Below are 8,740 nucleotides of genomic sequence, written 5' to 3' on the forward strand. Positions count from 1 at the left end.
AACCAAATCCCGAAGGGATGATATTATTGCGTTTAATTAAGATTTTCGCTGAATAATCTGTTATTTTGAAAACTCTTTCAACCTCAACAAACCTTCCTGTTATGTATAAATCATTTTTCGTTTTTTTACTTACTTCCTGCCAATTATTCGCACAAACGCCCGTTTTTGTATCAGGAACTGAGGGACATAAATCTTATAGAATTCCTGCCATTGTCAGGACTTCAAAAGGTGAATTATTGGCTTTTGCCGAAGGCCGGGTAAAAGGAAGTGGCGATTTTGGTGATATCAATATAGTGCTGAAACGAAGCTCCGACGACGGCAAAACTTGGGGCGAACTAATAACCGTTGTCAATTATGATTCGTTACAAGCAGGCAATCCTGCTCCTGTTTTTGATACTACCGACCCTAATTTTCCGGAAGGGCGTTTGTTTTTGTTTTATAATACAGGAAATAACCACGAAAATGAAGTGAGAAAAGGCAAAGGCTTGCGGGAAGTGTGGTATAAAACCTCGACTGATGGGGGCAAAACTTGGAGCGAGGGTGTGAACATTACAAGCCAAGTTCACCGACCGAATCAAGCAAATACTGCCTATCATTTCAAAGAAGATTGGCGGTCGTATGCCAATACACCGGGCCACGCTATGCAGTTTCAGTATGGCAAATATAAGGGTAGAATATTCGTTGCGGCCAACCACTCGGCGGGTGAGCCACAAAATCAATTTACTGATTATGCCGCTCACGGATTTTTTACGGACGACCACGGCAAGACATTTCGTTTGAGTCAAAAAATTGACCTTGTAGGAAGCAATGAAGCCACTGCAACCGAAATTTCGGAGAATAGTTTGATGATGAATATGAGAAATCAGAAAGGAGATATTCGTCAGCGAATAGTTGCGATTAGTAGAAATGGTGGTGAAACTTGGGATAAAACCTATTTCGACCCAAATCTACCTGACCCGGTTTGCGAAGGAAGTATTTTATCTTTGGGAATAAAAAATAGTAAACACATTTTAGCTTTCTGCAATGCTGCCGACACCCAAAATCGAGATAACCTGACCCTAAGAATTAGTTTTGATGAAGGGAAAACTTGGGCATGGACACAAGTCATTGAAAAAAGTAACGATGCCAAAGTAAGCGATTTTGCTGCTTACTCTGACATCGTGGAAATGAATAAAAGCCACATCGGGATTTTATACGAAAAGAATAATTACGTTCAAATTGTATTTAAGGCCGTGAAATGGCAGTAATTACTAAGAATTACCCAAAACTTAAAAAATGGGTAGCTGAGCGTAGTCGAAGCTCCCATTTTTGGGCGTTTCGGCTACGCTCAACGACCAAAAATAAAGTTTCTTTAATTATTTCAGATTTCTCAAATAACGCAACGAAACAGGCAAATGCTCTTTTACTTCGGCATTTTCATCTTCGATGTAATAGAATTTTACCCCAGTCTGAATAGCTGCTCGTAGAATTTTTCTAAAATCTAGTTGACCTGTGCCGACTGCTACATCTGAAGTCAATGGCGTTCCGCCCGATAATTCGCCAGTTTCTTGGCCGTTTTTCATGTCTTTTATGTGCAAAGCCACAAAACGACCTTTGTGTTTTTTAAGCAAAAGAGCAGGGTCTTGTCCACCGTGGAAAGCCCAATATACATCGCACTCAAAACTTACATTTTCGGGGTTAGTTTGTTTCACAATATAATCGAAAAGTGTGCCGTCTTCGGTTGGTTTGAATTCATAACCGTGACAATGGTAAAAGAATTTAATACCTTCTTTTGCCAACGCTTCGCCAGCTTTATTGAAAACTTTAATCGCTTTTTCTGCATCTTCCTTACCAAATTTATTGCTCACGTGCGGAATCCAAGCACAACCGGCATATTTGATACCCAGAGCCTTGCAAGTCGCCACAACTTTGCTGATGCTATCTTTGAAAAGATTGTAATCAAGCAATGTACTATATGGTTTTAGCCCTGCTTTGTCGAGTTCGGCCTTGAAATCTTCGGTTTTCATGCCATACGTTCCTGCTACTTCGACTTCGGTAATACCGAGACTTTTTACATAAGCAAGCGTACCTTTAACATCGGTTTTAAAATAATCTCTCAGGCTATACAATTCCAGTCCGATACGGTCGCTTAAAACTTTGCTGATATTTGGTTGGCGTTCGCCAGTACCGTTTTGTAGCCACATTTCTACTCTTGGGGCCTTCCAAATGTATGATTTTGAGATAATATCCAAATCCCCATCGCCATCAATATCGGCAGCTTTTCCTTCATGAAAATCTATGCCTGTCTGAAAAACTGTTTTCGTAAAACCACCTTTACCGTCACCGTAAAGAATGAAAGCTTCGGCATTTGGATTATTATCAGTGGTCGATTTCTCGTCCCACTTGACCATTTCTGCACAAAGTATATCCAAATTGCCATCATCGTTGATGTCGGCAGCTTCGAGTGTGTGGGCGTGCAAGAGTTCTCGGCCAATCAAATCACGGCCTTTCCAGTTGGCCGATACTTCGGCACTTCCTGTGCATTCATAGAGCATTAAACGCCCTTTACTATCGCTTGGAGCAAACACCAACTGTACTTTTTTTCCCGCTCTAAATTTAGCAGCAATTACTCTTCCACCTTCTTCACCAACTTTTGTAGCCTTAAACTTTCCATCAACGTATTTAAACCAGTAATTTCCCGCTACTAAATCTTTATTTCCATCGCCATCAACATCGGCAGCTACGCAGCCCTTTGTGTTTTTGACATTGCTTTCTGCCACAAAAACTGGTTCAAAAATCCATTTTTCTCGACGCACTTCCCTCGGGATATTTGCTACAAACAATGTTTTTGCACCTTGATTCCAAAATGCCAGTTGAGCTCTACCAGTTTGCTTAAAATCGCCAAAACCCATATCGTGGTGTTGATTTTCGCCATCGGTTTTGATTTCATAACGATGCCACGGCACATTCGGATTGAAAAACGGAGCGGGGTTTTCCCACCACCAAATTTTATTACTTTGGGCATCGCTACCGAAAACCAAATCATTATCACCATCGCTGTCGATGTCATAAAATGTACCACCAGTTTCAAGTGGAAGGGCTTCTTTTTCAACGGCAAATTCTCGCCATCCAATTGCTCGGTCGAACTTTAGGTAGATAATCGAAGTGGTTTGGCCACGGCCAGCCATTACAAATTCTTCGATGCCATCTTTGTCAATATCGACCGAAAGTGAGGCTGTTTGCTGAGTAGTTTTCCAAGAGAGCGGAATAGCACCATCTTCGCTTGATGTTTGCACCCATTTTTGGGCTTTTGTTGTAAAAGATCCAAATAAAATAAAGAGTGGAATGAGTTTAGTTTTCATATTTATTGTGGGACGAAGCGGCAACGTTTGCTTATACTTCGTCTGTTGTTGTAAGGTTTAAAAATAAAGGTTTATTACAGCGAACTACAAATTCGCACCACATTAGATAACCGCTGGTTCTTTGAGTTTGATTGTTCCTTCGTCGGCATCTATGGTGGCTTCAATGCCAATCGGAACGGTAAATTTATCTTTAATATGCCCAATCATAGCACCCGAAAATGCAGGAATTTTGAGTGGTTTTATGTGGTCTTCAAAAATATCTTCGAGCGTTAGTGAGCCGTAGTTTTTTGAAGGTGGACAATCAGTACACTTCCCAAACACAACACCTGCCAGTTGATTCAAAATTCCTGTGATTTTGAGTTGAGTTATCATGCGGTCGATGCGATAGGTGTCTTCTTGAACATCTTCAAGAAACAAAATTGCTCCTTTGAAATCAGGAACGTACATTGAGCCAAGAATATGCGAAAGTACCGTCAGATTTCCACCAATGAGCTTTCCACTCGCTTTTCCGCCATGAATCGTATAAATGCGGTCTTCCATTTGCACCAAAGCTTCGCCTTTTCGCACAGGATTACTCATGCGAGTTGCGTTGCCATCAATCAAAATGTTTTTAAAATAGTCGATCGTGAAAGCATTCCAAGTAGAAGAGCCAACTGGGCCATGAAATGTTACGAGGCCCGTTTGGCTGTAAATACCTAATAATAGGGAGGTTATATCGCTGTAGCCAATAAAAACCTTAGGATTATTCTTGATGGTATCGTAATTGAGCAACGATAATATTCTGGCACTTCCCCAGCCTCCGTGCATAGCCATGATGGCGTTGATACTTTTATTGGCAAACATTTCGTTGATGTCGGCGGCACGGTCTTCGTCTTTTCCTGCGAGATTTCCGTATCGGTCGAAAACATGTTTTCCTAAGACTACCTTAAAGCCCATGGTTTGTAAACCTTCTACGGCAATCGTTACCTCTTCTTTGATAAATGCCGAATAAGCAGGACAAACCAGACCGATGGTATCACCTCTTTTGAGAGCAGCAGGTTTGATAGTTTTTAGGTTATCATTTTTAGCGATAAAGTTAAGGTTTGTCAGACCAAAAGTAGCTAATAATGAAGCACCTAAAAAGTTTCTACGAGAATTTTCTAATGTTTTCTTAGAGGACATCGACTGAGTTATTTCGGTAAAATCATGAAAACGAATTTACGAGAGTTTTTTCAAAAATATCAAAAAAATGGACTATTTAATTGTATTTGGCCATTATTTTCAACAAAAAAGCCGCTCATTGTACACGAGCGGCTTTGATTTATGAAGTATTAATTGCGACAGGCTGGTAAAATATTAACCAATCATTAGAGATTCTCTTCTACGCATTTTTCCCGCTGGAATTCCGAACATCATCTTGAAACGACGGCAGAAATATGCGGTATCTTTATACCCAACTTCATGCCCAATGGCACGAATACTTTTCTTCGACGTACGCAAGAGCGTTACGGCTGCTTCCATGCGTTGGTATTCGATGTAATCTTGTGGGTTGATACCCGTTAGCATCTTGAAGTATTGTCCAACGTAATCTTCCGAAACATTGGCAACATTTGCCAGCTGTTTGTTCGATAAATCGCCTGGAAGACTATTTTTGATGTATGTGAAAATATCAATCAAACGTGGGTCTTTGAAATACGTACTGTTGGTGGCCAATTGCTCCACAAACATTCTGTTTTTCAAGATATGACGCACAATTTCGATAACAATTTCTTCGGTTTTGTTTCTAATCACGCGGCCACGACCTGCTTCGTCCGAGCAATCTTCTTTCAAAATATCATGAATCAACGAGCCAAGTTTGCTGTGAGCCTTGATAAAAAACGGAGGAATATCCAACGAAGTAAAGAAGTTTACTGAGTCGAAAACTTTTGCTTCAAAGGCAATCAAACCAAATGAATTTGGTACTTGCCCGATTGTTGAAGGGTCGGTTAAAGTTTCCCAATAGCTTTCACGACGAGTCATAAACTCTTCATAAGAGATATTTTTCGGTTCGCCCGTTCCGTAGGTAAGCGTTGCGGCTTTTCCACCCGGAATAAAAAGCAAATCGCCTGGCTCTACTTTTTCTTCGTTACCAGCAAGTTTCACTTCACCATTATATAATACAAGAATGGTGTTTTCTACGTCATATACGTTTTTAATCTTAATTGTTTGTAAGATTCTTATATGGCGTGCCTTAGCGAATTTTACGCCAAGAGATTCGATTATTTTATTGTAGTCTTCCATCGTGAAAGAATGTTTTTCAGTTTTGCTTAGAATATTAAGTGCAATGTATTAACAAATTTGGACAAATCTAATAATTCTAATATTTTTTTTCAACACAAAAATAAAATAAAATGTTCATTTCGTCATACACTTTTGCAAATATAAGACCTTTTTTCTAAAAAAAATCTAATTTTATATAAACTTATTTAATGCCACATTTATTGTTTAAACTGGTAAAATTCCGCTATTTTGCATAAAAAAAGGCTCAAAAAGAGCCTTTTTTTGTACAACGTTTTATGTGTTTTGTTCAAATTTTATTTTTTTAATTTGTACGTTTCCAAGAAAATGAATAAGTATTTTTGCTCAGAAAAAATTTTATTATACGGTTTTGTTACTATCTCATAATCAATTGATTAGATAATAATTAAGCGGTACCATAATTGCGGCGTCTTACCCACTGCAAGATAAATCCGAACAATAATACCAAACCAACTGGTAGGCCAATATTCAAAACTTGCCAGAAAGTTCGCTCATCACGGGTACGAAGTTTGTCGAGCGGACGGAGTTTTACTTCTTTTCCTTTGGCCTGAATCACGCCATCTTCGTCAATCAGATAATCAATGGCGTTCATCACAAAGTCTTTATTGCCAAATGTGTGTTGGGTCGCTTTGTCGTAGCCCAATGGCAAAGGATTGCCTGTTTTCTGACTTACTTCGTTCACAATTAAATCGCCATCCGAGCATACAATAATTTTTGTTGGCTGACTTTCAGCCTTGAAATCGGCAAATTTTGGGTCGTTTGGTAGTAAACGATTTTTATATAGCGACTGAAATCTTCCTTCCAATAAGTAGGCAATCGTTTTTACACCGCCTTGATATTCAGCCTGCTCGGTATCGGTACGAGCATCGTTGAAAGTCACAAAAGCAGGAGCATTCAGCGTTTTTGTGTAAGGTGTGGTCATTAAAAGCGGAATTTTGTTTACGCCATCGGCCCGCACGGTATCTATCGAAGCTACGTATCGGCCATAAATCAAGTCCAAGTTATTGGTAATGAGGCTTTTACCGAAATTATTAATCAATGGAAAATATCGGTAAGGAACGGGTTGAATATTTGGTTTATCGCCCAAATCGCCCACCACCAACGGAATTACGGCACAGCTTGCTCCATCTTTGATGATGTTTGAGTTGATTCTGATGCCATATTTAAAAAATAAATCGGTCAGATTGAGTTCTAAAGGCTGAGCGAAATTACCTTCCAGCCCCACCGAATCGACTTTCAAGCCATCAACAAAAAATAAAGCACGCCCACCATTCATCACAAACTGGTCGATTTTATATTTAGTACTATCATCAACCGGGAAATCGGGTTTCGGCAAAATCAAAGCATCGAGCCCCTGGAATGTCGGTGAACTTTTCGCATCAATAATAAACAAATCATAACGCTCTTGTAATGAGGCAATTAAGTCTGAAAAATTAAGCGGTTTTAGTTTAGTAAACTCTGCCAATAAACCAATTTTCTTGCGTTCTTTCAAGGTAAGTTTACGTATCGCCGTAGCCAGCTCATACTCCACATTTTCGTTCGATTGGTTGAGTTTTTCTTCGGCAGTTTTGCCTTGTGTACCTTTGAGTAACAAAACAGGTACTTCACGCCCGCCCGCACTTACGAGTGCGTAAGGAAAAATGATATTTTCGACCTGACGACCATTTTTAGTGTCAACCACTCGTGTCGGATTCATGCCTTTTTTTGCCAATTCTACATAAAACTCCTCACGTTTTTTTGTATCAGTTTCGGCATTTGGGTTGATGAACTTATAGTTGATATTGGTGCCACCGTAAACCTTAAATTCTTCGAGAGTTTCGGTAACGGCACGTTTTAAGCGTTCGAAACCACCGGGAAGCTCTTCGCCATCTAAATAAACTTTCACGAAAACATCGGTCGAATCTTCGGCAGAAAGGTTTTCGAGCAAACTTTGAGTGGCATCCGACAACGAATATCGCTTTTCTTCGGTAAGGTCGAGGCGAAAGAAAACAAAAGAAGCGGCAATATTTAGTAAAACGATTCCGCCAATAATCAGCAGAGCTACGACAAGTTTATTTTTCATTAATTTTTTAATTTTTCAAACAATTGTACGGACACAGAGTCACACAAAGTTTTTACAGAGTAAAAAGAGTGTTTTCTTTGTGTAACTTTGTGGGAAACTCTGTGAAACTCAGTGTCCTTATTTCACTAATTTTGCTCAAAAATAAAACATTCATTCCTTAATTCCTGCTTTTTCTATGTTTCCTGCCAAATATTGGGTCGAAAAATTAAAAATGCAAAGCCATCCCGAAGGTGGATTTTTTGCCGAAACTTATCGTTCGACCGAACTGATTGACAAAAACTCTCTTCCTAAACGATTTTCGGGTGATAGAAATTTCAGCACTGGTATTTATTTTTTGTTGGAAAGTCATCATTTTTCGGCATTTCACCGCATTCAATCTGACGAAATGTGGCATTTCTACGCAGGCGATGCTCTGAATGTCTATTATATTGATAATGAGGGGAATATGCAAATCATAAAACTTGGAAATAACCCCGAAAAAGGTGAAGTTTTTCAGGCGGTTGTGCCAGCGGGCGTTTGGTTTGGTAGTAAACCAGCCGTTGAAAACTCGTACTCTTTGGTTGGCTGCACGGTTGCCCCAGGCTTTGATTTTGCCGATTTTGAAATGCCCGACCGACAAACACTTTTACAGGAATTTCCGCAACACGAAGTCATAATAAAAATACTTACTCATTAATAATTTTGAATAAATGAATGAGAACCACAGTGGAACTGAGTGATAGAATTAGTATTTTTGCAGAATATTTTCAAATAATAAATTATTTATCAAGATGTTACAACGTCCGCAATCATTATTATTATTACTCGTTGCTGTTTGTATGGTTTTCTTTCTCGGAACGCCGCAAATTTGGCACAAAACCGTAGGTACAGAATCAATCTCATTGAGTGCTTACACGCTTTCTTATGTAAAAGCTGGCTCAATCGTAAAAAATACGCCTGTATATTATTTAGCAGTTTTAGCTGTTCTTTCGGCAGGATTAGCGATTTTCACTATCTTTCAATACAAAAATCGTATGCGTCAGATGTTATTGGTTTCGCTTAATTCGTTGGTTGGTGCAGC

Annotated in this window: 7 protein-coding genes; 3 read left to right on the forward strand and 4 right to left on the reverse strand. The window is 39.3% G+C overall.

Annotated features, from left to right (window positions below; all coding sequences use genetic code 11):
- Positions 1-101: 101 nt before the first annotated feature.
- Complete coding sequence (locus tag ACOVO2_RS21500) at positions 102-1,247, forward strand: sialidase family protein (RefSeq protein ID WP_421771958.1); 1,146 nt, start codon at positions 102-104, stop codon at positions 1,245-1,247.
- A 108-nt stretch (positions 1,248-1,355) separates the two neighbouring features.
- Here the strand turns inward: ACOVO2_RS21500 and ACOVO2_RS21505 are convergent, their stop codons facing one another.
- The 4 genes from ACOVO2_RS21505 to gldG form a co-directional block, all read right to left on the reverse strand.
- Positions 1,356-3,341, reverse strand: coding sequence for a sugar phosphate isomerase/epimerase family protein (locus ACOVO2_RS21505; protein WP_421771959.1), 1,986 nt, complete (start codon positions 3,339-3,341; stop codon positions 1,356-1,358).
- Positions 3,342-3,443: 102 nt separating this feature from the next.
- Positions 3,444-4,502 (reverse strand): S66 peptidase family protein, encoded by a 1,059-nt coding sequence (locus tag ACOVO2_RS21510; protein WP_421771960.1) that lies wholly within the window; start codon positions 4,500-4,502, stop codon positions 3,444-3,446.
- Between the two features lie 174 nt (positions 4,503-4,676).
- Positions 4,677-5,600, reverse strand: a complete 924-nt coding sequence (locus tag ACOVO2_RS21515; protein WP_188770143.1) for a helix-turn-helix domain-containing protein — start codon at positions 5,598-5,600, stop codon at positions 4,677-4,679.
- A gap of 403 nt (positions 5,601-6,003) precedes the next feature.
- Entirely contained in the window at positions 6,004-7,680 is a 1,677-nt protein-coding gene (gene gldG / locus ACOVO2_RS21520) for a gliding motility-associated ABC transporter substrate-binding protein GldG (protein ID WP_421771961.1), read from the reverse strand.
- 175 nt (positions 7,681-7,855) lie between these two features.
- Here gldG and ACOVO2_RS21525 point away from each other — a divergent pair, with 175 nt between their 5' ends.
- Both ACOVO2_RS21525 and ACOVO2_RS21530 read left to right on the forward strand, forming a co-directional pair.
- Positions 7,856-8,356: a cupin domain-containing protein gene (locus ACOVO2_RS21525; protein WP_421771962.1), complete on the forward strand. Its 501-nt coding sequence runs from the start codon at positions 7,856-7,858 to the stop codon at positions 8,354-8,356.
- Between the two features lie 94 nt (positions 8,357-8,450).
- Positions 8,451-8,740 (forward strand): DUF4293 domain-containing protein (locus ACOVO2_RS21530; protein WP_421771963.1); only part of this gene is annotated, 290 nt, incomplete at its 3' end.

This window comes from Emticicia sp., from assembly GCF_049241225.1.
In the GTDB taxonomy this organism is placed as follows: Bacteria; Bacteroidota; Bacteroidia; order Cytophagales; family Spirosomataceae; genus Emticicia.

Bases quoted from the DNA above. Each gene is read 5' to 3' on its own strand.
- ACOVO2_RS21500 (WP_421771958.1), top strand. From the start codon at position 102: ATGTATAAATCATTTTTCGTTTTTTTACTTACTTCCTGCCAATTATTC.
- ACOVO2_RS21505 (WP_421771959.1), bottom strand. From the start codon at position 3,341: ATGAAAACTAAACTCATTCCACTCTTTATTTTATTTGGATCTTTTACA.
- ACOVO2_RS21510 (WP_421771960.1), bottom strand. From the start codon at position 4,502: ATGTCCTCTAAGAAAACATTAGAAAATTCTCGTAGAAACTTTTTAGGT.
- ACOVO2_RS21515 (WP_188770143.1), bottom strand. From the start codon at position 5,600: ATGGAAGACTACAATAAAATAATCGAATCTCTTGGCGTAAAATTCGCT.
- gldG (WP_421771961.1), bottom strand. From the start codon at position 7,680: ATGAAAAATAAACTTGTCGTAGCTCTGCTGATTATTGGCGGAATCGTT.
- ACOVO2_RS21525 (WP_421771962.1), top strand. From the start codon at position 7,856: ATGTTTCCTGCCAAATATTGGGTCGAAAAATTAAAAATGCAAAGCCAT.